Origin of the sequence: Pseudomonas sp. MF6396 (assembly GCF_002018915.1) — a bacterium.
Lineage (GTDB): Bacteria > Pseudomonadota > Gammaproteobacteria > Pseudomonadales > Pseudomonadaceae > Aquipseudomonas > Aquipseudomonas palmensis.
On sequence record NZ_MVOK01000013.1, the window covers coordinates 50,956 to 74,485 of the forward strand.

18 protein-coding genes are annotated in these 23,530 nt (G+C 63.4%); 1 reads left to right on the forward strand and 17 read right to left on the reverse strand.

Annotated features, from left to right (window positions below; genetic code table 11):
- Positions 1–47: 47 nt before the first annotated feature.
- The gene (gene trhP, locus MF6396_RS14955) at positions 48–1,367 is read right to left on the reverse strand and encodes a prephenate-dependent tRNA uridine(34) hydroxylase TrhP (protein ID WP_043860877.1); all 1,320 of its coding nucleotides are present in this window, start codon (positions 1,365–1,367) and stop codon (positions 48–50) included.
- Positions 1,368–1,487: 120 nt separating this feature from the next.
- Between trhP and MF6396_RS14960 the strand changes: the two genes are divergently transcribed.
- Entirely contained in the window at positions 1,488–2,549 is a 1,062-nt protein-coding gene (locus MF6396_RS14960; protein ID WP_043860876.1) for an AI-2E family transporter, read from the forward strand.
- Positions 2,550–2,566: 17 nt separating this feature from the next.
- On the opposite strand, the gene MF6396_RS14965 is transcribed toward MF6396_RS14960, so the two are convergent.
- The 16 genes from MF6396_RS14965 to MF6396_RS15045 form a co-directional block, all read right to left on the reverse strand.
- Complete coding sequence (locus tag MF6396_RS14965) at positions 2,567–4,660, reverse strand: TonB-dependent receptor family protein (protein WP_078480758.1); 2,094 nt, start codon at positions 4,658–4,660, stop codon at positions 2,567–2,569.
- A 600-nt stretch (positions 4,661–5,260) separates the two neighbouring features.
- Positions 5,261–6,730 carry an NADH-quinone oxidoreductase subunit NuoN gene (gene nuoN / locus MF6396_RS14975; RefSeq protein WP_043860874.1) on the reverse strand — a complete coding sequence of 490 codons (1,470 nt, stop codon included), beginning with the start codon at positions 6,728–6,730 and terminating at the stop codon, positions 5,261–5,263.
- A 7-nt stretch (positions 6,731–6,737) separates the two neighbouring features.
- A complete protein-coding gene (gene nuoM, locus MF6396_RS14980; protein ID WP_043860873.1) occupies positions 6,738–8,270 on the reverse strand; it encodes an NADH-quinone oxidoreductase subunit M in 1,533 nt (510 codons plus the stop codon).
- A 39-nt stretch (positions 8,271–8,309) separates the two neighbouring features.
- Positions 8,310–10,163: an NADH-quinone oxidoreductase subunit L gene (gene nuoL, locus MF6396_RS14985; protein WP_043860872.1), complete on the reverse strand. Its 1,854-nt coding sequence runs from the start codon at positions 10,161–10,163 to the stop codon at positions 8,310–8,312.
- Positions 10,160–10,468, reverse strand: a complete 309-nt coding sequence (gene nuoK, locus MF6396_RS14990; RefSeq protein WP_010220409.1) for an NADH-quinone oxidoreductase subunit NuoK — start codon at positions 10,466–10,468, stop codon at positions 10,160–10,162. The genes nuoL and nuoK overlap by 4 nt, the downstream gene beginning before the upstream one ends.
- Before the next feature lie 3 nt (positions 10,469–10,471).
- On the reverse strand, positions 10,472–10,972 hold the full coding sequence (gene nuoJ, locus MF6396_RS14995) for an NADH-quinone oxidoreductase subunit J (RefSeq protein WP_043860871.1): 501 nt from the start codon (positions 10,970–10,972) through the stop codon (positions 10,472–10,474).
- 9 nt (positions 10,973–10,981) lie between these two features.
- Positions 10,982–11,530, reverse strand: a complete 549-nt coding sequence (gene nuoI / locus MF6396_RS15000; protein WP_009400993.1) for an NADH-quinone oxidoreductase subunit NuoI — start codon at positions 11,528–11,530, stop codon at positions 10,982–10,984.
- A gap of 11 nt (positions 11,531–11,541) precedes the next feature.
- Complete coding sequence (gene nuoH, locus MF6396_RS15005; RefSeq protein WP_054915105.1) at positions 11,542–12,549, reverse strand: NADH-quinone oxidoreductase subunit NuoH; 1,008 nt, start codon at positions 12,547–12,549, stop codon at positions 11,542–11,544.
- Positions 12,546–15,260, reverse strand: a complete 2,715-nt coding sequence (nuoG, locus tag MF6396_RS15010) for an NADH-quinone oxidoreductase subunit NuoG (protein ID WP_078480761.1) — start codon at positions 15,258–15,260, stop codon at positions 12,546–12,548. Before nuoG ends, nuoH begins: the two co-directional genes overlap by 4 nt.
- 128 nt (positions 15,261–15,388) lie before the next feature.
- Positions 15,389–16,744, reverse strand: a complete 1,356-nt coding sequence (nuoF, locus tag MF6396_RS15015) for an NADH-quinone oxidoreductase subunit NuoF (RefSeq protein WP_043860868.1) — start codon at positions 16,742–16,744, stop codon at positions 15,389–15,391.
- Entirely contained in the window at positions 16,741–17,238 is a 498-nt protein-coding gene (nuoE, locus tag MF6396_RS15020) for an NADH-quinone oxidoreductase subunit NuoE (RefSeq protein WP_043860867.1), read from the reverse strand. Before nuoE ends, nuoF begins: the two co-directional genes overlap by 4 nt.
- Positions 17,239–17,240: 2 nt before the next feature.
- The gene (gene nuoC / locus MF6396_RS15025; RefSeq protein ID WP_043860866.1) at positions 17,241–19,022 is read right to left on the reverse strand and encodes an NADH-quinone oxidoreductase subunit C/D; all 1,782 of its coding nucleotides are present in this window, start codon (positions 19,020–19,022) and stop codon (positions 17,241–17,243) included.
- A 77-nt stretch (positions 19,023–19,099) separates the two neighbouring features.
- Positions 19,100–19,777, reverse strand: a complete 678-nt coding sequence (locus MF6396_RS15030) for an NADH-quinone oxidoreductase subunit B (RefSeq protein WP_043860865.1) — start codon at positions 19,775–19,777, stop codon at positions 19,100–19,102.
- A 10-nt stretch (positions 19,778–19,787) separates the two neighbouring features.
- Complete coding sequence (locus MF6396_RS15035) at positions 19,788–20,201, reverse strand: NADH-quinone oxidoreductase subunit A (protein ID WP_010220397.1); 414 nt, start codon at positions 20,199–20,201, stop codon at positions 19,788–19,790.
- Positions 20,202–20,828: 627 nt separating this feature from the next.
- A complete protein-coding gene (gene aceA / locus MF6396_RS15040; protein ID WP_043860864.1) occupies positions 20,829–22,154 on the reverse strand; it encodes an isocitrate lyase in 1,326 nt (441 codons plus the stop codon).
- 522 nt (positions 22,155–22,676) lie between these two features.
- Positions 22,677–23,411, reverse strand: coding sequence for a secretin N-terminal domain-containing protein (locus MF6396_RS15045; RefSeq protein ID WP_231390883.1), 735 nt, complete (start codon positions 23,409–23,411; stop codon positions 22,677–22,679).
- Between the last annotated feature and the right edge of the window lie 119 nt (positions 23,412–23,530).

Below are 23,530 nucleotides of genomic sequence, written 5' to 3' on the forward strand. Positions count from 1 at the left end.
GGATTGCGCACTACCTGTGGGGGCGGGCTTGACCCGCGATAGCGTGGCTACGTATTCAGATCCCGCAACAACAGCCCGAAGCCCAGCTCCACCTGTTCGGGAATCGGCAGGTACACCGTGTGCCCATCCCCCGGCGCCACCTCCAGCGGATTGCCCGCGCGATCCCGCAGCTGGTGCAGGTCGAAATGGTAGTTGCCCCGCGGCGTCATCAGCTCCAGGTGATCGCCCAGCCCGAAACGGTTCTTGACCTTGACCTCGGCCAGCCCGTCGACCCGTTCCCCGGTCAGCTCGCCCACGAATTGCTGGCGCTCGGACACCGAGTTGCCCCGCTCGTAGTTCTGGTACTCGTCGTGCACGTGGCGGCGCAAGAAGCCTTCGGTGTAGCCGCGTTGCGCCAATGACTCCAGGTCGAGCATCAGCGAACGGTCGAATTCACGCCCCGCCAGCGCATCGTCGATGGCCTGCCGGTACGCCTGGGTGGTGCGGGCACAGTAGAAGTGCGACTTGGTACGCCCCTCGATCTTCAGCGAGTGCACCCCCATGCGGGTCAGGCGCCCGACGTGCTGCACGGCACGCAGGTCCTTGGCGTTCATGATGTAGGTGCCGTGCTCGTCCTCGAATGCCGGCATGTCTTCGCCGGGCCGGTTGGCTTCCTGCAGCACGAACACCTGGTTGGTGGGGGCGCCGACGCCCAGGGTCGGCTGGACTTCGCGCACGATGTCACCCACCTCGTTTTCCTGGGCCGGGGTGGCGCTGTACTGCCAGCGACAGGCGTTGGTGCAGCTGCCCTGGTTGGCATCGCGCCGGTTCAGGTAGCCCGACAGCAGGCAGCGCCCCGAATACGCCATGCACAGGGCGCCGTGCACGAACACTTCCAGCTCCATCGCCGGCACCTGCTGGCGGATCTCTTCGATTTCTTCCAGCGACAGCTCCCGGGACAGGATCACCCGGCTCAGGCCCTGGGATTGCCAGAACGCGACACTGGCCCAGTTCACCGTATTGGCCTGTACTGACAGGTGGATCGGCATGGCCGGGAAGTGCTGGCGCACCAGCATGATCAGCCCAGGGTCGGACATGATCAGCGCGTCCGGGCCCATGGCGATCACAGGTTCCAGGTCCTTGAGGAAGGTCTTGAGCTTGGCATTGTGCGGGGCGATGTTGACCACCACGTAGAACCGCTTGCCCTGGGCCTGGGCTTCCTGGATGCCCAGCGCCAGGTTGGCATGGTCGAATTCGTTGTTGCGCACACGCAGGCTGTAGCGCGGCTGGCCGGCGTAGACCGCATCGGCGCCATAGGCGAAGGCATAGCGCATGTTCTTCAGGGTGCCGGCAGGGGCGAGCAGTTCGGGTCGGGCGAGGTGGGTCATGGCAAGGTCGCGACAAAAGCGCGGATGCTACGCGCCTGCACCACCGATTTTATTGATCCACGGCAACGGCACTTTCTGCAGTGCGCCGCGCACTAATCATCAGAGCGCAAAGGAGCGGACATGAACGAATCGGTATTGCAGCAAAAAGCCCTGATGTGGTTGCTGGTCCTGGTGACCCTGGCCTTCATCTGGATTCTATTGCCCTACTACGGCGCGGTGTTCTGGGCGGTGATCCTGGGCATCGTGTTTGCGCCGTTGCAGCGCCGGTTGCTGTTGCGCCTGGGCTGGCGGCGCAACCTGGCGGCGGGTATCACGCTGCTGGTGTGCCTGCTGATCGCGATTCTGCCGGTGATCGTCATCAGCACGTTGCTGGTTCAGGAAGGCGCCACGCTGTACAAGAACATCGAGAGCGGCCAACTGGATATCGCCGGCTACATCGAGCGCTTCAAGGACATGCTGCCCGCTGTGGCCCAGCATGGCCTGGAACGCCTGGGCATGGGGGATCTGGAGGGCTTGCGCGACAAGATCGCCAAGGGCGCGATGCAGGGCAGCCAGTTCTTCGCCACCCAGGCGTTCAGCTTCGGGCAGGGCACGTTCGAGTTTCTGGTGAGCTTCGGCATCATGCTGTACCTGCTGTACTTCTTCCTGCGCGATGGCGCCGAGCTGGTGCGCAAGATCCGCACGGCGGTGCCCCTGGCCGAACACCAGAAGCGTCGCCTGCAACTGAAGTTCAATCGCGTGGTGCGTGCCACGGTCAAGGGCAACCTGCTGGTGGCGGTGACCCAGGGCGCGCTCGGCGGGTTCATCTTCTGGGTGCTGGATATCCCCAGTGCGCTGGTGTGGGCGGTGCTGATGGCGTTTCTGTCGCTGCTGCCGGCGGTGGGTGCCGGCATCGTGTGGGGCCCGGTGGCCGCGTACTTCCTGCTCAGTGGTTCGATCTGGCAGGGTGTGGTGCTTGCCGCCTTCGGGGTGTTCGTGATCGGTCTGGTGGACAACGTGCTGCGCCCGATCCTGGTGGGCAAGGACACCCGCATGCCCGACTACCTGATCCTGATCTCGACCCTGGGCGGGCTGGCGGTGTTCGGCCTCAACGGCTTCGTCATCGGGCCGTTGATCGCGGCGCTGTTCATGTCCAGCTGGGGGATTTTCGTGGCGACCAAGCCTCAGGTGCAACTGCCCTGAGGCGCCGCTGGCGAGCGTCACTTCCAGCTATAGGACATGCCCACGTAGGCTGCGAAGCCTTCGCCGGGGGTGGAGCGTGCGGCATCGAGACCCTTGTCGTCGTAGCCGGGCGTCACGGTTGCGGCATAGCGCTTGTTGGTGAGGTTGCGCAGGTCGAGCCAGGTGGCCCAGTCCTGTCGGGGGGAGGCGTAGCCGAAGGTTGCGCCCAGCAGGGCATACGCATCGGCCTGGTAGGAGTTGGCGTAGTCGACCTGCACCTTTGAGGCCATCTGCGTGTTGAGCCCGGCATAGAAGCCGCTGGGATGGTCCAGGCGCACCTGCGCCTGGTAGTAGTGCATCGGCATGCCGGGCAGGCGGTTGTCGCCGAACGCCGCGTCATCGCGGTAGTGGAAGTCGCTGAAGGTGTAGGCCTGGCGCAGCGACACCCGGCCAACTCCGCTGTGTTCCCACAGCAGGCTGTCGAGGCTGGCTTCCACCCCCTGGTGCACGGTAGGGCTGGCATTCACCTCGCCGACGATGGCGTTGGTGGTGCTGCTGGCGGCCACGGTTTCCACTGTCAGCAGTTCGTGGCGCACGGCCGAGTAGTACCAGGCCAGGTCCCAGCGCCCCAGCCGCGAGTCGCCGCGTGCGCCGAGCTCCAGGGTGGTGGCGGTCTGGTTGCGCAGCTCGATGGGTTGGGTCTGCAGGCCGTTGATCGCTGGCGAGCTCCAGATCAGCGCCCAGGGGTGTGCAGGCTCCACCGAGCGGCTCAGGTTGCCGTACAGCTGCAGCGCGGGGCTGAAGTCGTAGCGCAGCCCCAGGCGCGGGGCGTAGTCCCAGTCATGCTGGCTGACCTTGCCGCCGCTGGCCGGATAGGTGACGGCGCTTTCGCGGCGGGTATAGATCATCGCCAGGCCGCTGGTCAGCCACAGGTCTGGCACCAGTTCCAGTTCGTTGCTGAAGTGGAGGACGCTGTCCGAGCCCTGGTAGGTGAAGTCGCGGGTCTTGGTGCCTATGGGCTGAGTGGGGTCGGTCTCGACCCGCACGAACTCCGAGGCCCCGGTGTTGGGCAGGTGCTTGGTGGTGCGCCAGCCCAGGGTGGTCTTGCTCTCGTGGCCGAACAGGGTGTCGCGGCGCAGGTAGTTGAGCGTGCCGCTGACGTCGGTGTACGCCACCTTGAGGCGCTTGGTGCCTTCACGCAGGTCCATGGGGTAGTCGTGGTAGACCAGGCCGGCTTCCAGCTGCGAGTCGTCATCGAGGTAGAAGGTGGTCTTGTTGCCCAGCCAGGTGCTGCCCGGTTGCGGGCGGCTGGCGTCGCGGCTCAGGTACAGCGGGTTGGCAGCGCGCGGGTGGTGCTTGATCTGGTCCTTGGTCAGGCGCCCGGCCAGTTCGTTTTCGGTTTCGCGGTAACGCAGGTAGAAGCGGGTTTCCAGGTTGGGGTTGAAGCGGTAGCCGACGTTGGCGGCGATGCCCTTGCTGCTGCCGCTGCTGTGGTCCTGGTAGCCGTCGTATTCCGAGTCGGTGAGGGCGACGTAGTAGTCCAGGTCACCCAGTACCTGGCCGGAGCTGACCTGGCGTTTGCCGTAGCCACGGCTGCCGGCCTCGACCCGTACCTGCAGGGGCGCGGCGTCGTAGCCGGTGTGGGTCACGTAGTTGATGGCGCCGCCCAGGGCCAGGGCGCCGCGGTCGAAACCATTGGCGCCGCGCAGTACCTCGGCGCGGCTTAGCCACAGGGGCTCGAACAATTCATAGGGCGTGCCGCCGGGGCCGGTCAGGGGCAGGCCGTCGAACAGGGTGTATACGCCGGAGCCGTGGGCGCCGGGGGCACGGTTGAGGCCCGAGCCGCGAATCGACAGTTTGATGCCGTCGTTGCCGGCGGATTGGGCGAACACGCCGGGCTGGTAGGCGAGAACGTCCTGGTTGCTGGCGACGCGGCCTTGTTCGACCTGTTGCATGTCGATCAGGTTGGTGGCCCCGGGGATTTGCTGCAGGCGCTCACGGGCGTCCTGAAGCTCGTTGTGTTCCTGGTCCTGGATCAGTACCTGGCCGAGTTCGATGCCTGGGTTGGCTTGGGCGGTGGCGGTGCAGGCGATCAATACGGCGAGGGACGAGCGGGGCAGGGTGGGGTGCATCGAAGGGGTTCCGGGACGGTTGGGCGGCTATCTGACGTTGCAAGTATCAGACGAAGCACAGTGGGTGATCTGTAGTGCAGTCATGTTTTTGATCTGCTCTGGATATGTTCACGGTCGTCGATTTTATCGAGCGGTGTGTTTATCCGGCATGGATAGCGCTGCGAATGACGCCTTCCGCTCTTACAGCGGGTCACTTTTGCAAGGACGCAAAAGTAACCAAAAGGTCCCCGGCCAAACATACGGCCCTACGCTTCGCTCCGGGTTCCCTCCCTCCGGCGCCGTCCAGGGGGCACGCGACCCGAGTTGCTGCGCAACTCTAACAGTCGCTCGCTTCGGCTAACGCCGAAGGGGCTGCGCCCCGCCCCCTGCACGACACCTCCACTCGGCCTCCTGACAGGCCGGACAATCAAGAGCAAGAGCAAGAGCAAGAGCAAGAGCAAGAGCAAGAGCAAGAGCAAGAGCAAGAGCAAGAGCAAGAGCAAGAGCAAGAGCAAGAGCAAGAGCAAGAGCAAGAGCAACGGCGGTGCTGGGGATGGGTTGTTCAATCGCCAAAAACAAAACACCCCGCCGAAGCGGGGTGTCCTGTCAATGCATCAGCACTCAACCAAGCAACTGCAAACCTGCATGCTGCACCAGGTCCAGCAACGGCTGCGGATAAACACCCAGCACGAACGCCAGAATCGCAATCGCCAGCAGCATCACACCACCGGTACGCTGCTCCCAGTTCAACGGCGCATCGTGACGACGCAGGTTCGGCTCGATCAGGTACAGGGTGACCATCACGCGCAGGTAGTAGAACACCCCAATCGCACTACCGATCACCAACGCACCCACCAGCCACCACAGCTGCGACTCGACGCCGGTAGCAATGATGTAGAACTTGCCGATGAAGCCCGCAGTCAGCGGAATACCTGCCAGCGACAGCATCATCACGGTCAGTACCGCCGTCAGGTACGGACGACGCCAGAACAGGCCGCGGTACTCGTACAGGGCATCGGCATCACGGCCCTTGTAAGGCGAGGACATCAGGGTGATGACGCCAAACGCGCCCAGGCTGGTGATCACGTAGGTCACCAGGTACACGCCAATGGCTTCCACCGCCATGCCCTTGCTCGCCACCAGCGCAATCAGCAGGTAACCGAAGTGGGCGATCGAGGAGTAACCCAGCAGACGCTTGAGGTTGCTCTGGGTCAGCGCCAGCAGGTTGCCGACCAGAATCGAGGCCACTGCAATCACCGACAGCACGGTGGTCAGCACGCCGCTGCTGGCAGCAGGGGAGAGCATGAACAGGCGTACCACAACGGCGAATACAGCCACCTTGCTCGCGGTGGCCAGGAACGCGGCGACCGGCGCCGGAGCACCTTCGTATACGTCCGGGGTCCACAGGTGGAACGGTACCAGCGACAGCTTGAACGCCAGGCCGACCAGCATCATGCCCAGGCCCAGCTGGGCAATCAGGCTTGGCAGGCTGGTGGTGGCCAGGGCCTTGCCGATGCCGTCGAAGCTCAGGCTGCCGGCGTCGGCATACAGCAGCGCCATGCCGAACAGCAGGAACGCGGAACCGGCTGCCGACAACACCATGTACTTGATGCCGGCTTCCAGCGAACGCTTGTTGAAGAATGCATACGCCACCAGGCCATACACCGGTACCGAGAGCAGCTCCAGGCCGATGAACAGGCCGGCCAGGTGTTGCGCGCAGACCAGCACCAGGCCGCCCAGGGCCGCCATCAGGATCAGCAGGTAGAGCTCTTCGCGGTTGCCCGGGTAGCCCTTGCCGCCGTCACCCAGGTAGGCATGCGCCAGGGTCACGCAGGCCAGGGTGGCGACCAGGATCAACGCCATGTACAGGCACGCGAAGCTGTCGACGGTCAGCAATGGGGTGACCGCCAGCGGGGCCACCTTGAGGGTCGGGATGATCGACAGCAGGGCCAGGTTCAGCCCCACGGTCGACAGCAGGAAGGTTTGCGAGTGATTGCGGCGCCAGGCGATGGCCAGCATCACCACGACGATGGTGATACTGGTGATCAGCAGTGGCGCAAGCGCAATAAAGTGTTGAATCGTCAGGTCCATAGCGCTCTTACCGGGCCGAAGCGAGTTGAGTGAAAGCGGAGCCGAGCCACTGCTGCACACCACTCATGGTGGCGGCGGAGGTATCCAGGAACGGCTGCGGGTAAACGCCCAGCACAATCAGCAGTACCGCCAGGCCCAGCACCATGATCAGTTCGCGGTTGTCCATGCCGGCCAGTACTTCGTCGGACTTGGCCGGGCCGAAGTAGGCGCGGTGGATCATGATCAGCGAGTACACCGAGCCGAACACCAGGCCGGAGGTGGCAATCGCGGTGACCCACGGGGCACTGACGAAGCTGCCGATCAGGATCAGGAACTCGCCGACGAAGTTGCCGGTACCCGGCAAGCCCAGCGAGGCCGCGGCGAAGAACAGGCTGATGGCCGGCAGGTAGGCGATGCGCGACCACAGGCCACCCATCTGACGCATGTCACGGGTGTGCAGACGCTCGTACAGCTGGCCGCTGAGGATGAACAGTGCCGCTGCCGACAGGCCGTGGGCCAGCATCTGGATCACCGCGCCCTGCAGGGCCTGCTGGCTGCCGGAGTAGATGCCGATCAGCACGAAGCCCATGTGCGAGACGCTGGAGAACGCGATCAGGCGCTTGATGTCGGTTTGCGCGAAGGCCAGGAATGCACCGTAGAAGATCCCGATCAGACCCAGGGTCATGGCGATCGGCGCGAACTCGGCCGAGGCATTCGGGAACAGCGGCAGGGCAAAACGCAGCAGGCCGTAGGCCGCGGTCTTCAGCAGGATACCGGCCAGGTCGACGGAACCGGCAGTCGGCGCCTGGGCGTGGGCATCAGGCAGCCAGGAGTGGAACGGTACCACCGGCAGCTTGACCGCGAAGGCGATGAAGAAGCCCAGCATCAGCAGGTATTCGGTACCCGCCGGCAGGTCGGCCTTGAGCAACTGGGTGTAGTCGAAGGTGATCACACCGGTGTTGCCGTAGTTGACCAGTACCAGGCCCAGGATCGCCACCAGCATGATCAGGCCGCTGGCCTGGGTGAAGATGAAGAACTTGGTGGCTGCGTAGATCCGGGTCTTCTTGCCGTCCGAGGAGCTGTGACCCCAGAGCGCGATGAGGAAATACATCGGCACCAGCATCATTTCCCAGAAGAAGAAGAACAGGAACAGGTCCAGGGCCAGGAACACACCGACCACGCCGCCCAGGATCCACATCAGGTTGAGGTGGAAGAAGCCGACGTGGCGCTGGATCTCTTTCCAGGAACACAGTACCGAGAGCACACCGAGCAGGCCGGTGAGCAGGATCATCAGCAGCGACAGGCCGTCCAGGGCCAGGTGCAGGCTGATGCCGAAGCGCTCGATCCACAGCACTTTGAACTCGTAGGCCCACTGTGGCGCGGCACCCGGCGCAGGCGCCAGGGTGTAGTCGCCGTTGGCCCACAGCCAGAGGCCGATACCAAGCAGCAGGGACATGGTCAGCAGCGCGATGTAGCGCGGCAGGGTGGCGCCGAAGCGCTCACCCAGCCAGCACAGCAGGCCGCCGATAAAGGGGATCAGGATCAGCCAAGGCAAAATCATGACGGGCTCAATTCCTTTCGCAAAGTCGCAAGGTTCATATCAGACCGCAGCCACAACAACGGCACCGAGCACAAGCACGGCACCAATGGCGATCGAGGCGGTGTACCAGCGCAGCTGACCGGTTTCGGTTTTGCTCATGGCGGCATGACCGCCCTTGGCCAAACGCGGAATCAGGCCGATGCTGCGGTCAACCGGATCCTTGCGCAGGATGTGGCTGATCAGCAGGTAAGGTTTGACGAACAGCTTGTCGTAGATCCAGTCGAAGCCCCAGGCGGCGAACCACCAGGCCGACAGCACACGACCGATACCGCTGTTGGCGATCGCGGTAACCAGGCGACGCTTGCCCAGGAACAGCATGGCGGCCAGCAGGATGCCGGCGATGGCGATGGCACCCGAGGCGATTTCCAGGCTGTGCTTGGCTTCGCCACCGGCATGCCCGACGCTCTGCGGCAGCACGCCGGCCAGCGGTGGGTGGATCCAGGCGCCGACGAAGGTCGACAGCACGATCAGCACGCCCAGCGGCAGCCAGTGCGAGATGCCGTGGCCAGCGTGGGCTTCGGTCTTGGCTTCGCCGTGGAAGGCGATGAAGATCAGGCGGAAGGTGTACAGCGAGGTCATGAACGCACCCACCAGGCCGGCGTACAGCAAGCCGCTGTTGCCGCTGGCGAAGGCTTCCCAGAGGATCTCGTCCTTGGAGTAGAAGCCGGCGGTCAGCAGCGGCAGGGCAGCCAGGGCGGCACCACCGACGATGAAGCTGGCGTAGGCCAGTGGCAGTTTCTTCCACAGGCCGCCCATCTTGAAGATGTTCTGCTCGTGGTGGCAGGCAACGATCACCGCACCGGAGGCAAGGAACAGCAGGGCCTTGAAGAAGGCGTGGGTCATCAGGTGGAAGATCGCGCCGTCGAAGGCGCCCACGCCCAGGGCCAGGAACATGTAGCCGATCTGGCTCATGGTCGAGTAGGCCAGGATACGCTTGATGTCGGTCTGTACCAGCGCGGCAAAGCCGGCCAGCACCAGGGTCACGCCGCCGACCACACCCACCAGGTGCAGCACGTCGGGTGCCAGGGCGAACAGGCCGTGGGTACGTGCGATCAGGTAGACACCGGCGGTCACCATGGTGGCGGCGTGGATCAGTGCCGATACCGGGGTAGGGCCGGCCATCGCGTCTGCAAGCCAGGTCTGCAGCGGCAGTTGGGCCGATTTGCCCACAGCGCCGCCCAGCAGCATCAGGGTTGCCAGCACGATCCAGAAATCACCGGCCTGGAACTTCTGCGGCGCCAGCACCAGCAGTTGCTGGATGTTCAGGGTGCCCAGTTGCTGGAACAGGATGAACAGGCCGATGGCCATGAACACGTCGCCGATACGGGTGACGATGAAGGCCTTGAGCGCTGCGTTGCCGTTGTTGCGGTTGCTGTAGTAGAAACCGATCAACAGGTACGAGCACAGGCCCACGCCTTCCCAACCGAAGTAGATGAACAGCAGGTCGTCGCCCAGGATCAGGAACAGCATGCTGGCAATGAACAGGTTGGTGTAGGCGAAGAAGCGCGAGTAGCCGGCTTCACCACGCATGTACCACGAGGCGAACAGGTGGATCAGGAAGCCCACGCCGACCACCACGCCGAGCATGGTCACCGACAGGCCGTCCAGGTACAGGGTGAAGTTGGGCTTGAAGTCGCCCACCTGCATCCACTGCCACAGCAGCTGGCTGTACGCGCCGCCTTCAGGCGGGGCGACGTTGAACTGCCAGATCACGTAGGCGGCCACGATGGCCGAGAGGCCGATCGAACCGACACCGATCAGCGCCGACAGGTTCTCCGAGAACCGCCCACGCGAGAACGACAGCAGCACAAAGCCGATCAGGGGGAAGACGAAGGTCAGAAAGAGTAGGTTCATCCGCGCATCTCACTGGCAGCATCGATATCGAGAGTGTGGAAGCGGCGATACAGCTGCAGCAGGATCGCCAGGCCGATACTGGCCTCGGCGGCGGCCAGGCTGATCACCAGGATGAACATGATCTGCCCGTCCGGTTGCGCCCAGCGGCTGCCCGCCACGATGAATGCCAGTGCCGAGGCGTTCATCATGATTTCCAGGCTCATCAGTACGAACAGAATGTTGCGGCGCACCATCAGCCCGACCAGGCCGAGGCAGAACAGGATGCCGGCGACGGCCAGGCCGTGTTCGAGAGGAATTGCTGACATGATTTACTCCTTCGCCTCGTTGCGGCCGAGGTGGAACGCCGTCACTGCTGCAGCCAGCAGCAGCATCGAGGCCAGTTCCACCACCAGCAGGTAAGGGCCGAACAGGCTGATGCCCACGGCCTTGGCGTCAACGGTGGTATGACCGATGGCGGCGCCGCTCGGCTGCACGAACAGCACGTACAGCAGTTCGGCCAGCAGCAGGACGGCGAGGAACACCGGCCCGCCCCAGATGCCGGGCTTGAGCCAGCCGCGCTCCTGGGCGACCGAGGCCGGCCCCAGGTTGAGCATCATCACCACGAACACGAACAGCACCATGATGGCGCCAGCGTAGGCGATCACTTCGAGCACGCCGGCAAACGGCGCGCCGAGGGCGAAGAAGGTCATCGCCACGGAGATCAGCGAAATGATCAGGTAGAGCAGGGCATGCACCGGGTTGGTGTTGGTGATCACCCGCAGGGTGGACACCACGGCGACACCGGATGCGAAATAGAAAGCGAATTCCATCTTTCTTCCTTAAGGGAGCAAGCTCTTCACGTTGATCGGCTCGGCTTCGTTCTGCGCGGCGCCCTTCGGCTTGCCGGCAACGGCCATACCTGCAACACGGTAGAAGTTGTAATCAGGGTTCTTGCCGGGGCCGGAGATCAGCAGATCTTCTTTCTCGTACACCAGGTCCTGACGTTTGAACTCGGCCATTTCGAAATCCGGGGTGAGCTGGATCGCGGTGGTCGGGCAGGCTTCCTCGCAGAGGCCGCAGAAAATGCAGCGCGAGAAGTTGATGCGGAAGAACTCGGGGTACCAGCGACCGTCTTCGGTCTCGGCCTTCTGCAGCGAGATGCAACCCACCGGGCAGGCCACGGCGCACAGGTTGCAGGCCACGCAGCGCTCCTCGCCGTCGGGGTCGCGGGTCAGCACGATGCGGCCGCGGTAGCGCGGCGGCAGGTAGACCGGCTCTTCGGGGTATTGCAGGGTGTCGCGTTTGCGGAACCCGTGGGAGAACACCATCACCAGGCTGCGCAGCTGGGTGCCAGTGCCCTTAACGATGTCGCCAATATACTTGAACATGGGTCAAATCCTCACTGGGCCGCAACAGCTGGCGTGTTGAGCAACACGAGCGCAGCGGTCACCAGCAAATTGATCAGGGTCAGCGGCAGGCAGAACTTCCAGCTGAAGTCCATCACCTGGTCATAGCGCGGGCGCGGGATCGAGGCGCGCAGCAGGATGAACAGCATGATGAAGAACGCGGTCTTCAGGGCGAACCACACGAACGACAGTTGCGGCAGGATGCCGAACGGCCCGTGCCAGCCACCGAAGAACAGGGTTACCAGCAGCGCCGAGATCAGGATGATGCCGATGTACTCGCCCACGAAGAACATGCCCCATTTCATGCCGGCATATTCGATGTGGTAGCCGTCGGCCAGTTCCTGTTCCGCTTCCGGCTGGTCGAAGGGGTGACGGTGAGTCACGGCCACGCCAGCGATGAAGAAGGTACAGAAGCCGAAGAACTGCGGAATGATGAACCACAGGTTCTGCGCCTGGTATTCGACGATGTCGCGCATGTTGAACGAGCCGACCTGGGCCACGATGCCCATCAGCGCCAGGCCCATGAACACTTCGTACGACACGGTCTGGGCCGAGGCCCGCAGGCTGCCGAGCAGGGCGTACTTGTTGTTCGACGACCAGCCGGCGAACAGGACGGCGTACACCGACAGGCCGGCCATGGCGAAGAAGAACAGCAGGCCGATGTTCAGGTCCGCGACACCCCAGGTCGGGGTGATCGGGATGATCGCGAAGGCGATCAGCAAGGCGCTCATGGCCACCACCGGCGCCAGGGTGAAGATCACCTTGTCGACGAAGGGCGGGTTCCAGTCTTCCTTGAAGAACATCTTCAGCATGTCGGCGGCAATCTGGAACATGCCGAACGGGCCGACGCGGTTAGGACCGTAACGGTCCTGCCACCAGCCCAGCAGGCGACGCTCGACGAAGCTGAGCAGCGCACCGCAGACCACCACCGCCAGCAACACCACGATGGCCTTGATGACAGTGAGGATCACATCGATCACTTCAGGGGTGAACCAGGTCATTGTGCTGCCTCCTGCAAGCCTTCGACGGATGCACCGAAGATGGCAGGCGGGATGCCGGCCAGGCCTTTGGGCAATGCAACCAGGCCTGCGCCCAGTTCCTCATTGATGCGCAGCGGCAGACGCAGGGTCTGGCCGGCCACGTTCAGGCTCAGCAGTGCGCCGTCGTTGACGCCCAGGCGGTCGGCTTCGGACTTGGCCAGTGCCACGTAGGCCTGCGGGATGCGCTCCTGCACCGGGGCGGCGCGCGAAGAGTTCTCTTCACTGCCGAACAGGTGGTAGAACGGCACGGCCTGCCAGGTGCCACGGGCCGGCGAGAACGCCGCCGGAACGCTGGCGAACCAGTTCAGCCTGTCGCCCTGGGTCTCGATCAGGCGGGTGCCCGGGTCGCCTGCACGCAGGTGACCACCGACCTCGTCCTGGAACTTGTTCCAGGCCTGCGGCGAGTTCCAGCCCGGCGACCAGGCGAACGGCACCTGCTGGCGCGGTTCGGCGGAGCCCGAGTAGCCTTCCATGGAGAAGGCGAACGCGGTGTCCGGGTCTTGCGGGGTACGTGGTTCGTGCACGCTGATGTTGGCGCGCATGGCGGTACGGCCCGAGTAGCGCAGCGGCTCGCGGGCCAGTTTCATGCCCTTGATGCGGAACGCGGCCGATGGCGCGGCGTTGACGATGCCGGCCAGTTGCGGCACCACGCCAGCCACGGCGTGGGTCACGTGGTCCAGCTGGGTCCAGTCGACCGGCTTGTTGAGCAGGGTGGCACGCAGTGCGTGCATCCAGCGCCAGCCTTCGTGCACCAGGATGCTGCTGTCCAGGTACTGCGGGTCGAACACCTGGAAGAAGCGCTGGGCGCGGCCTTCCTGGCTGACCAGGGTACCGTCGCCCTCGGCGAAGGTGGCGGCCGGCAGCACCAGGTGCGCGCGGTCGGTGGTCGGGGTTTTCTGGTGGTCGGCAACGATCACCACCTTGGCCGCGGCCAGGGCAGCGTCGACCTTGGCAGCCGGTACGCGGCTGTACAGGTCGTTTTCCAGTACCACGATGGCATCGGCCTTGCCGGCGATCACGGCGTCCAGCGCCGCATCGATCGACTCGCCACCGAGCATGGCCAGGCCCAGGCTGTTGGCCTCGGGCACCACCAGGCTCAGCGAGCCGTTCTTCTCGCGCAGCTTGAGTGCCTTGGCGATGTTGGCGGCAGCTTCGATCAGAGCCCTGGAGGCCAGCGAAGTACCGGCAACCACCAGTGGGCGGTTGGCCGCGACCAGGGCGTCGGCGATGCGCTTGGCCAGGTCCAGGGCTTCGGCGTCCAGGCCTTCGACGGCTGGGGCGCTCGGGTCGATGGCGTGGGCCACGGCGAAACCGATGCGGGCCAGGTCGTCCGGCGCGGCGTGCACGCACTCCTGCGCCACGTCGTCGAGCTTGGTCTCGCTCAGGCTGGCAATGAACAGTGGGTACATGGCGTGCTGGCCGATGTTCTTCACCGCGGCATCGAGCCACGGCTGAACGCGCATGGCATCGGCCATCGCCTCGGCCTTGCCCTTGACCGACTGACGCAGGGCCAGGGCCACGCGGGCAGCGGTCTGGGTCAGGTCTTCGCCAAGCACGAATACCGCGTCATGGTCTTCCATGTCGCGCAGGGTCGGCACCGGCAGCGGGCTGTCGTTGAGCACCTGCAAAGCCAGGTGCACGCGCTCCAGCTCACCGGCTTCCATGCCTGCATAGAAGTGTTCGGCACCCACCAGCTCGCGCAGGCCGTAGTTGCTCTCCAGGCTTGCACGGGGCGAACCGATACCCACGATGTTGCGCCCGCGCAGCATGTCGGCGGCCTTGTCCAGCGCGGCGTCCAGGCCCAGTTTCTGGCCGTCTTGGAGCAGTGGCTGGCGTGGGCGGTCGGTACGGTTGACGTAGCCGTAGCCGAAGCGGCCACGGTCGCACAGGAAGTACTGGTTCACCGAGCCGTTGAAACGGTTCTCGATGCGGCGCAGTTCACCGTAGCGCTCGCCCGGGCTGATGTTGCAGCCGCTGGAGCAGCCATGGCAGATGCTCGGGGCGAACTGCATGTCCCACTTGCGGTTGTAGCGCTCGGAGTGGGTCTTGTCGGTGAACACACCGGTCGGGCAGACCTCGGTCAGGTTGCCGGAGAACTCGCTCTCCAGGGCACCGTCCTCGACGCGGCCGAAATACACGTTGTCGTGCGCACCGAACACGCCCAGGTCGGTACCGCCGGCGTAGTCCTTGTAGTAGCGCACGCAGCGGTAGCAGGCGATGCAGCGGTTCATCTCGTGGGAGATGAACGGGCCGAGCTCCTGGTTCTGGTGGGTACGCTTGGTGAAACGGTAGCGGCGCTCGTTGTGGCCGGTCATCACCGTCATGTCTTGCAGGTGGCAGTGACCGCCTTCCTCGCACACCGGGCAGTCGTGCGGGTGGTTGGTCATCAGCCATTCGACGACGCTGGCGCGGAACACGCGGGCTTCTTCGTCTTCGATGGAAATCCAGCTGCCATCGGTGGCAGGGGTCATGCAGGACATGACGATGCGACCACGGGTGTCGTTCTCGTCGGTGTACTGCTTGACCGCACACTGGCGGCAGGCACCGACGCTACCGAGCGCCGGGTGCCAGCAGAAATAGGGGATGTCGAGGCCTAGCGACAGACACGCCTGTAACAGGTTGTCTGCACCGTTGACTTCGAGCTCTTTGCCGTCTACGTGGATAGTGGCCATGGTTCAAAGTTCTTCGTTGGCCCGCGTCTGCGGGCGTGGCTAATGGAAAGCTGTATGCCTGCGGTTCGCCGTCATCCGGGCGAGCATCGCGGGCAACGGGCGGCACGGACCGCCCGTCTTCTTGTTCGTTATGCGCCAACCACAACGGGTTTGGCCAAGTCCGGGCGCGGTGCAGCAGTGGCTGCGATGCCGGCTTCGAACTCGGGGCGGAAGTATTTGATGGCACTGCCCAGCGGCTCGACCGCACCGGGTGCGTGAGCGCAGAAGGTCTTGCCTGGGCCGAGGAAACCGACCAGCCCCAGCAGCGTCTCGATGTCGCCTGGCTGACCCTGGCCTTTCTCGATGGCGCGCAGCAGCTTGACGCTCCACGGCAGGCCGTCGCGGCACGGGGTGCAGAAGCCGCACGATTCGCGGGCAAAGAACTCTTCCATGTTGCGCAGCAGCGAGACCATGTTGACGCTGTCGTCAACGGCCATGGCCAGGCCCGTACCCATCCGGGTACCGACCTTGGCGATGCCGCCGGCGTACATCTGGGCGTCGAGGTGCTCGGGCAGCAAAAAGCCGGTACCGGCGCCGCCTGGCTGCCAGCACTTGAGCTTGAAGCCGTCGCGCATGCCGCCGGCGTAGTCTTCGAACAGCTCGCGGGCGGTGACACCGAAGGGCAGTTCCCACAGGCCAGGGTTCTTCACCTTGCCGGAGAAGCCCATCAGCTTGGTGCCGTGGTCTTCGCTGCCTTCGCGGGCCAGAGACTTGTACCAGTCGATGCCGTTGCCGACGATGGCCGGCACGTTGCACAGGGTCTCGACGTTGTTCACGCAGGTCGGCTTGCCCCACACGCCCACGGCGGCAGGGAAGGGCGGCTTGGAACGCGGGTTGGCGCGGCGGCCTTCGAGGGAGTTGATCAGTGCGGTTTCTTCACCGCAGATGTAACGCCCGGCGCCGGTGTGCACGAACAGTTCGAAATCGAAACCGCTGCCCAGGATGTTCTTGCCCAGCAGGCCGGCAGCCTTGGCTTCCTCGACCGCACGGGTGAGGTTGCGCGCGGCGGTGGTGTATTCGCCACGCAGGAAGATGTAGCCGCGGTAGGCCTTGAGCGCGCGGGCACTGATCAGCATGCCTTCGATCAGCAGATGGGGCTGTTGCTCCATCAGCATGCGGTCCTTCCAGGTGTTGGGCTCCATTTCGTCCGCGTTGCACAGCAGGTAGCGGATGTTCATGGATTCGTCTTTGGGCATCAGGCCCCATTTGACGCCCGTCGGGAAGCCCGCACCGCCACGGCCCTTGAGGCCGGAGTCCTTGACGGTCTGCACGATGTCGTCCTGCGACATCTGCGCCAGTGCCTTGCGGGCAGCGGTGTAGCCGTCCTTGGCCTGGTACTCGTCGAGCCACAGTGGCTCGCCGTCGTCGCGCAGGCGCCAGGTCAGCGGATGGGTTTCGGCGGCGCGCGCGATGCGGTTGGCCGGGCCGAAGGAAGTGATGGTCATACGTAACCCTCCAGCAGTTTGGAAACGCCGGCAGGTTGCACGTCGCCAAAGGTGTCGTCGTCGATCATCAGGGCCGGGGCCTTGTCGCAGTTGCCCAGGCAGCACACCGGCAGCAGGGTGAAACGCCCGTCTGCGGTGGTCTGGCCCAGGCCGATGCCCAGCTCGCTCTGGATCTGGCTGACCACCGACTCGTGGCCGCCGATGTAGCAGACCATGCTGTCGCACACACGGATGATGTGGCGGCCGACCGGCTGGCGGAAGATCTGGCTGTAGAAGGTGGCCACGCCTTCGACGTCGCTGGCAGGGATGCCCAGCACTTCGCCGATGGCGTACACGGCGCCGTCCGGCACCCAGCCGCGTTCCTTCTGAACGATCTTCAGGGCTTCGATGGACGCCGCGCGCGGGTCCTCGTAGTGGTGCATCTCGTGCTCGATGGCCGAGCGCTCGGTTTCGCTCAGGGCGAAACGGTCGGTTTGGATAAGCGTGTTATTCATGCTTAGCGGTCCACGTCAGCCATAACGAAGTCGATACTGCCCAGGTACGCAATCAGGTCCGCGACCATGCTGCCGCGGATCACCGAAGGGATCTGCTGCAGGTGCGGGTAGCTCGGAGTGCGGATCCGGGTGCGGTAGCTCATGGTGCCGCCGTCGCTCGTCAGGTAGTAACTGTTGATGCCCTTGGTCGCTTCGATCATCTGGAAGGACTCGTTGGCCGGCATGACCGGGCCCCACGAAACCTGCAGGAAGTGCGTGATCAGGGTCTCGATGTGCTGCAGGGTGCGCTCTTTTGGCGGCGGCGTGGTCAGCGGGTGATCCGCCTTGTACGGGCCTTCCGGCATGTTGCGCATGCACTGGTCGATGATCTTGATGCTCTGGCGCATTTCTTCCACGCGCACCATGCAGCGGTCATAGGCATCGCCATTGCTGGCCAGCGGCACTTCGAACTCGAAGTTCTCGTAGCCCGAGTACGGGCGTGCCTTGCGCAGGTCGAAGTCGCAACCGGTCGAACGCAGGCCGGCACCGGTGACGCCCCATTCCAGGGCTTCCTTGGTGTTGTAGGCAGCCACGCCGATGGTACGGCCCTTGAGGATGCTGTTCTGCAGGGCGGCCTTGGTGTACTCGTCGAGGCGCTTGGGCAGCCAGTCGACGAAGTCCTTGACCAGTTTTTCCCAGCCGCGCGGCAGGTCGTGGGCCACGCCACCGATACGGTACCAGGCCGGGTGCAGACGGAAACCGGTGATGGCTTCGATCACGGTGTAGGCGCGCTGACGGTCGGTGAAGGTGAAGAACACCGGGGTCATGGCGCCGACGTCCTGGATGTAGGTACCCAGGAACAGCAGGTGGCTGGTGATGCGGAAGAACTCGGCCATCATGATGCGGATGGTGTCGACCTTCTGCGGCACCTTGATGCCGGCCAGCTTCTCGACCGCGAGCACGTAGGGCAGGTTGTTCATCACCCCGCCCAGGTAGTCGATGCGGTCGGTGTAGGGGATGAAGCTGTGCCAGGACTGGCGCTCGGCCATCTTCTCGGCACCACGGTGGTGGTAGCCGATGTCCGGGACGCAGTCGACGATCTCTTCACCGTCCAGCTGCAGCACGATACGGAACGCACCGTGAGCCGAAGGGTGGTTGGGGCCAAGGTTGAGGAACATGTAGTCCTCGTTGGCACCGGAACGCTTCATGCCCCAGGCTTCGGGGTTGAAGCGTGCGGCTTCTTCCTCGAGCTGCTGCTTGGCCAGGTTCAGGCTGTAGGGGTCGAACTCGGTGGCGCGCGCCGGGAAGTCCTTGCGCAGCGGATGGCCTTCCCAGGTGGGCGGCATCATGATGCGGGTCAGGTGCGGGTGGCCGGCAAAGTCGATGCCGAACATGTCCCAGACTTCGCGCTCGTACCAGTTGGCGTTGGGCCAGATACCGGTGACGGTGGGCAGGTTCAGGTCACCTTCGTTCAGTGCCACCTTGATCATCACGTCGCTGTTACGCTCGACGGACAGCAGGTGGTAGAACACGGTGAAGTCGGCGCCCGGCAGGCCGCGACGCTGGGTGCGCAGGCGCTCGTCCACGCCGTGCAGGTCGTACAGCATGCTGTACGGCTTGGCCACGTTGCGCAGGAAGGTCAGCACTTCGATCAGCTTGGCGCGGGCAACCCAAAGCACCGGCATGCCGGTGCGGGTGTCCTGGGCGGTGAACGCCTCGGGGCCAAAACGATTGTTCAATTCGACGACCACATCCTGGTCGTCAGCCTTGTAAGGCGGGATGTAAATAGCGGTGTCCGCTGTCATGGTCTCGATCGCTTTCGGTCAACGTAGAGAATGAAGCCAGGCCGCCTGCTCGAATGAACAGGCGGCAGGTCGCTGGATCAGACTTCGTCGGGGCTGCGCAGGTGGGTAACCTGGATACGCTGTTCACGACGCTGCTCTTTCTGCGACGGCATCTCGGCGCGGTACACGCCTTGATCGCCGACGACCCATGAAAGAGGGCGCCGCTCCTTGCCGATCGATTCCTGCAGCAGCATCAGGCCTTGCAGGAACGCTTCGGGGCGAGGCGGGCAGCCAGGCACGTAGACATCCACGGGGAGGAACTTGTCGACCCCCTGAACGACCGAGTAGATGTCGTACATGCCACCGGAGTTGGCGCACGAACCCATGGAGATGACCCACTTGGGTTCGAGCATCTGCTCGTACAGGCGCTGGATGATCGGCGCCATCTTGATGAAGCAGGTGCCGGCGATGACCATGAAGTCGGCCTGACGCGGCGATGCCCGGATGACCTCGGCGCCGAAGCGGGCGATGTCGTGGGGCGCCGTGAAGGCCGTGGTCATTTCCACGTAGCAGCAGGAGAGGCCGAAGTTGTACGGCCACAGGGAATTCTTGCGCCCCCAGTTGACGGCTCCACTGAGCACATCTTCGAGCTTGCCCATGAAGATGTTCTTGTGGACCTGGTCCTCTAGCAGCGAATCGGAGACGGTTTCCCGTTCACCGATTGGATACTGCTCGTTGGGCGCATCGGGGTCGATCCTGGTGAGATTGTATTGCATTGCCAAAGCCTCATTGTTTCAGCTTCGCTTGCCGCTTGCGACGACCTTCGGGAGCCCAATCGAGGGCCCCGACGCGCCATAGGTAGACAAGACCTGCCAACAGAATTGCTATGAAAACGAGTGCTTCGACGAATCCGGTCCAGCCGCTTTCGCGGACGGACACAGACCATGCAAAGAGAAAGAGGGCTTCGATATCGAAGATCACGAACAGCATCGCGACCAGATAGAATTTGGCGGAAAGACGCAGGCGGGCACCGCCTGTTGGCAGCATGCCGGACTCGAACGGTTCGTTCTTGCTGCGGCCCCAGGCCTTGCTGCCCAGCAGTGCGGACAGGCCGAGCATGAAGGCACACAGGCCGACGACACCCAAAAGGAAGATGGCAAAGCCCCAGTTGTGGGCGATGAGTCCTGTCGAATCGGGCATGCTGAAAATCCTTAACAGAGCGCTTGGTCTCTGAGCTTGAAAAGAAGTAGAGCAGTGACGATATGTCGCAGCGAAATCTATCGCGCTGATTTTATGGGTAAACCCGTAGCAAGTAAAATTTCTGCAGCAAATTTATTCGTAGCATTAAGAACAAAAATCTTTCGTAACTCGCTGCAGGCCACGTATTCCGTGGATTGCGCGTGCTTTTGTTAATTATGTTTCTTGTATGGCGTAACGAAATGCAAGTTTCGAAATGATAATTAATATCATTTGAAGAGCTCCTGTTATTCCTACCTCCTGCGTCAACTAAAAGTTGTTGTTCAAGGGTGTGGCCGGCAAGTTTGTGCGCCCCTGTTTCGGGCAGTGTCTGCGTGCTGGCGCTGGGCTCTGGCTCAGGATTGTGCGCGGGGGTGGCGCGTCGGTATCTGCGCTGCCACGGCCGTCCGCTGACGCCGGTGTGCACTAGCATAGCCAATCGGGGGTAATAAGGAAGCCTTGTGCCGGGCGGCTGGCCTTTTCGCCGGCAAGGCTGGCGCCTGCGCGGGGTATGAATGGCACAAGACCCGGAGCCCCATCACAGGCCCCGGGTCTTGCGTGTTACCCGAATGTCACCAATCGATCAGCCGATCAGTGGAACTGCTCTTCTTCGGTCGAGCCGGTCAGGGCGGTAACCGAAGACTTGCCACCCTGGATCACGGTGGTCATGTCGTCGAAGTAGCCAGTGCCCACTTCCTGCTGGTGCGCCACGAAGGTGTAGCCTTTGGACGCGTCGGCGAATTCCTGCTCCTGCAGCTTCACGTAGGCAGTCATGTCGTTGCGGGCGTAGTCGTGCGCCAGGTTGAACATGCCGTGCCACATGTTGTGGATGCCAGCCAGGGTGATGAACTGGTGCTTGTAGCCCATGGCCGACAGCTCGCGCTGGAACTTGGCGATGGTCGCGTCGTCCAGGTTCTTCTTCCAGTTGAAGGAAGGCGAGCAGTTGTAGGACAGGATCTGGTCCGGGTATTCCTTCTTGATGGCTTCGGCAAAGCGGCGTGCTTCGTCCAGGTCCGGCTTGGCGGTTTCGCACCAGATCAGGTCGGCATACGGTGCGTAGGCCAGGCCGCGGGCAATCGCCTGGTCCAGACCGGCACGTACCTTGTAGAAACCTTCCTGGGTACGCTCACCCACCACGAATGGCTGGTCGTACGGGTCGCAGTCGCTGGTCAGCAGGTCGGCGGCGTTGGCGTCGGTACGGGCCAGGATGATGGTCGGTACACCGGCAACGTCGGCCGCCAGGCGGGCAGCGCTGAGCTTCTGTACGGCTTCCTGGGTCGGAACCAGTACCTTGCCGCCCATGTGGCCGCATTTTTTAACCGAGGCCAGCTGGTCTTCGAAGTGAACGCCGGCGGCGCCTGCCTCGATCATGTTCTTCATCAGCTCGTAGGCGTTGAGTACGCCGCCGAAACCGGCTTCAGCGTCAGCCACGATCGGTGCGAAGTAGTCGATGTAGCCGTCGTCGCCCGGGTTCTTGCCGGCTTTCCACTGGATCTGGTCGGCGCGACGGAACGAGTTGTTGATGCGCTTGACCACGGTTGGCACGGAGTCCACCGGGTACAGCGACTGGTCTGGGTACATGGACTCGGCCGAGTTGTTGTCGGCAGCCACTTGCCAGCCGGACAGGTAGATAGCCTGGATACCGGCCTTGACCTGTTGAACAGCCTGGCCGCCGGTCAGGGCGCCCATGCAGTTGACGAAATCTTTTTCAGGGCGGAACGAAGGGTGGGCGCCTTTGGTTACCAGGTTCCACAGCTTCTCGGCACCCATGCGGGCCAGGGTGTGCTCAGGTTGAACCGAGCCACGCAGACGAACGACATCAGCGGCAGAGTAGGTACGGGTCACGCCTTTCCAGCGTGGGTTCTCGGCCCAATCTTTTTCGAGGGCTGCAATTTGCTGTTCGCGTGTCAGTGCCATGAAAGTAAACCTCGTCGCATAGGTCGGTAAAAAATGTTCGCTCTGTCGGCTGCGCTGTGCGTACAGGGGCAGCTCCGATTGCTCGCTGGTCAGAAGCACTGGCAGCCAGTGGTGTGGGCGAAATGGCGACGTTGAACGATGGGGCTCGAAGGGGGAAGTGAGCAGGTCCTTGGCGTGGCTGTCGGGCAGGTTGGCTCGTGGTTGCCGTGCTGCGTCGATCAGGGTGTGCCGTCTACCGTTTGATGCGCTTCCGTCCCTCGGGACAACTTCGTTCCAGTCGCAATCTCGTCAAACCGCCTTGTGGGCTGTACAGACACGAATCGGCTCAGGTCGGGTAGGTCAGAGCGCAACTCGAAGGCCCTTGCCAGGGCCTCTGATTAGCGGGAGCGGGGCCATCATGCCTCTGCGATTCGGGGGCGTCAAATGTTTTGTAGTGCTTTTTTTCATCCACTACATCTTTGGTCTAATACGACTCGTCAGTCAGTTTCGAGGCCTTTGGTCGAGGCCTTGAACGGCGCGGGGTCAGTCCAGTGCCTCGACTTTTACCCGCAAAGTCATGTTCTCACCGCGCTGGGTGGAGTAACTGAGGGTCGAAGCGCTGCGATCGGCCTGACTTTGAGCGTTGACACCTGCCAGGCTGATCCACTCGCCAAGCTTGCCGGTGACCTTCGTGTCGGTACTTTGCACCTTCACTACATCGGGACGTTCCTGGCTCATTCGGTCATTGTTGGTGCTGATGGCAAGGTGCACGGTTTCGCCGGTGACGCTGGCGGTGACGTAGAAACCCTGGGTGACGTTGCGGTACTCGGTGTTGCTCTGAACGCGTCCGTAGCTGTCGGTCTGGGTGCTGGTAATGGGAATGCTCTGGCCAACCTGGATCAGCGCTGGAGTGCCCTCGCTGGCCTGCACCTGTTGCAGCCCACCCTCGCGGTTGGCGGTGCCGTAGCGGATCACGCGGGCGTTGCCGCGGTTGTCCTGGACGTTGCTGTCGGTGTTGTCGACGCTGATCAGCAGGCGCTTGGGGGCGGTGTCCAGTTGTTGCAGCAGGGTGCGAAGTTCGTCGATCTTGCCGGGCTCGGCATTGACGATCAGCTTGTTTTCGAAGGTGCTGACACTGCCGTCCTTGCCGATGAAGGCTTGCGCGGCGGGGAGCAGTTCGGCGCTGGTGCGGTGGTTCAGCGGCAGGACTTCGGTGGCGGCCAGCGCACTGAGGCTGAACGACAGAAGCAGGGTGGCGAGCAGGGGGCGTAGCGGCATGTCCATGGTCTCCGCGGGTGGAGTGGACATGATGGCAAATTTGTAGCGGTTGTGCTGGCCTGTTCGCCGGCAAGGCCGGCTCCCGCGGGTATGGGAGCTGGTCTTGCCGGCGACAGGGC

Bases quoted from the DNA above. Each gene is read 5' to 3' on its own strand.
- MF6396_RS15035 (WP_010220397.1), bottom strand. From the start codon at position 20,201: ATGCCCGATTCGACAGGACTCATCGCCCACAACTGGGGCTTTGCCATC.
- MF6396_RS15030 (WP_043860865.1), bottom strand. From the start codon at position 19,777: ATGCAATACAATCTCACCAGGATCGACCCCGATGCGCCCAACGAGCAG.
- nuoF (WP_043860868.1), bottom strand. From the start codon at position 16,744: ATGACCATCACTTCCTTCGGCCCGGCCAACCGCATCGCGCGCGCCGCC.
- nuoM (WP_043860873.1), bottom strand. From the start codon at position 8,270: ATGATTTTGCCTTGGCTGATCCTGATCCCCTTTATCGGCGGCCTGCTG.
- nuoE (WP_043860867.1), bottom strand. From the start codon at position 17,238: ATGAATAACACGCTTATCCAAACCGACCGTTTCGCCCTGAGCGAAACC.
- nuoC (WP_043860866.1), bottom strand. From the start codon at position 19,022: ATGACAGCGGACACCGCTATTTACATCCCGCCTTACAAGGCTGACGAC.
- MF6396_RS14960 (WP_043860876.1), top strand. From the start codon at position 1,488: ATGAACGAATCGGTATTGCAGCAAAAAGCCCTGATGTGGTTGCTGGTC.
- nuoH (WP_054915105.1), bottom strand. From the start codon at position 12,549: ATGACCTGGTTCACCCCTGAAGTGATCGATGTGATCCTCACTGTCATC.
- aceA (WP_043860864.1), bottom strand. From the start codon at position 22,154: ATGGCACTGACACGCGAACAGCAAATTGCAGCCCTCGAAAAAGATTGG.
- nuoN (WP_043860874.1), bottom strand. From the start codon at position 6,730: ATGGACCTGACGATTCAACACTTTATTGCGCTTGCGCCACTGCTGATC.
- nuoG (WP_078480761.1), bottom strand. From the start codon at position 15,260: ATGGCCACTATCCACGTAGACGGCAAAGAGCTCGAAGTCAACGGTGCA.
- nuoL (WP_043860872.1), bottom strand. From the start codon at position 10,163: ATGAACCTACTCTTTCTGACCTTCGTCTTCCCCCTGATCGGCTTTGTG.
- MF6396_RS14965 (WP_078480758.1), bottom strand. From the start codon at position 4,660: ATGCACCCCACCCTGCCCCGCTCGTCCCTCGCCGTATTGATCGCCTGC.
- nuoI (WP_009400993.1), bottom strand. From the start codon at position 11,530: ATGTTCAAGTATATTGGCGACATCGTTAAGGGCACTGGCACCCAGCTG.
- nuoJ (WP_043860871.1), bottom strand. From the start codon at position 10,972: ATGGAATTCGCTTTCTATTTCGCATCCGGTGTCGCCGTGGTGTCCACC.
- trhP (WP_043860877.1), bottom strand. From the start codon at position 1,367: ATGACCCACCTCGCCCGACCCGAACTGCTCGCCCCTGCCGGCACCCTG.
- MF6396_RS15045 (WP_231390883.1), bottom strand. From the start codon at position 23,411: ATGCCGCTACGCCCCCTGCTCGCCACCCTGCTTCTGTCGTTCAGCCTC.
- nuoK (WP_010220409.1), bottom strand. From the start codon at position 10,468: ATGTCAGCAATTCCTCTCGAACACGGCCTGGCCGTCGCCGGCATCCTG.